The following is a 1,291-nucleotide window of genomic DNA, read 5'->3' on the forward strand; positions in this document are numbered from 1 at the left end:
CAAACAATGCAGCTATTAACTACACTATCTTCCTCACGACTGAAAGTACTTTACAACCCGAAGGCCTTCTTCATACACGCGGCATGGCTGCATCAGGCTTGCGCCCATTGTGCAATATTCCCCACTGCTGCCTCCCGTAGGAGTCTGGACCGTGTCTCAGTTCCAGTGTGGCTGATCATCCTCTCAGACCAGCTAGGGATCGTCGCCTTGGTGAGCCATTACCTCACCAACTAGCTAATCCCACCTGGGCATATCCTGAAGCGAGAGGCCCGAAGGTCCCCCTCTTTGGTCCGTAGACRTTATGCGGTATTAGCTATCGTTTCCAATAGTTATCCCCCACATCAGGGCAATTTCCCAGGCATTACTCACCCGTCCGCCGCTCGACGCCCAATAAATCACCCGAAGGGTCAATGTTGTCGTTTCCGCTCGACTTGCATGTGTTAGGCCTGCCGCCAGCGTTCAATCTGAGCCATGATCAAACTCTTCAATTAAAGTTTTTTTGCATCTAAGATGCGGCTCAATGAATACTGACTTCAAAACTGTTCCTTACTCGAAAGTAAGAAGTAATTTTAAAGCTATTACTATTCCAACAGAATAGTAATGAATTGACTGTGCTCGATACCGAAGTATCAAATTGGTCACTCAGTTCATTGATAAATCTTTTCGATTATCATCAACGAGTGCCCACACAGATTGATAGGTTTAAATTGTTAAAGAGCGTGCTTTGAGTGCCTTAACACTTAAGCAGGTCGCATATATTACGCGACTGACTGTTAAAGTCAACATAAAACTCTAAGTAAATTAGAACTTTATGGTGACTCACCTCATACGAGATAAGTCTAAAATTAAAGCCTGGCGATGTCCTACTCTCACATGGGGAAACCCCACACTACCATCGGCGCTATTATGTTTCACTTCTGAGTTCGGCATGGAATCAGGTGGGTCCACAATGCTATGGTCGCCAAGCAAATTTTAAAATTCGGAAAACTGTTATYTAAAAGTTCTTATACACATTCAATCTGTTCTTRCTTCGAGTCCACAAAACCCCTTGGGTGTTGTATGGTTAAGCCTCACGGGCAATTAGTACAGGTTAGCTCAATGCCTCACAGCACTTACACACCCTGCCTATCAACGTTCTAGTCTTGAACAACCCTTTAGGACACTTAAAGTGCCAGGGAAGACTCATCTCAGGGCTCGCTTCGCGCTTAGATGCTTTCAGCGCTTATCGATTCCGAACTTAGCTACCGGGCAATGCCATTGGCATGACAACCCGAACACCAGAGGTTCGTCC

Annotated in this window: 3 rRNA genes; all 3 read right to left on the reverse strand. The window is 45.7% G+C overall.

What is annotated here, in order from left to right:
- Positions 1 to 491 (reverse strand): 16S ribosomal RNA (locus A9260_RS12505); the annotation flags it as partial.
- 359 nt (positions 492 to 850) lie between these two features.
- Positions 851 to 966, reverse strand: a 5S ribosomal RNA gene (gene rrf / locus A9260_RS12510).
- 93 nt (positions 967 to 1,059) lie between these two features.
- Positions 1,060 to 1,291 (reverse strand): 23S ribosomal RNA (locus A9260_RS12515); the annotation flags it as partial.

It is taken from the genome of Vibrio sp. UCD-FRSSP16_30, assembly GCF_001676025.1.
In the GTDB taxonomy this organism is placed as follows: Bacteria; Pseudomonadota; Gammaproteobacteria; order Enterobacterales; family Vibrionaceae; genus Vibrio.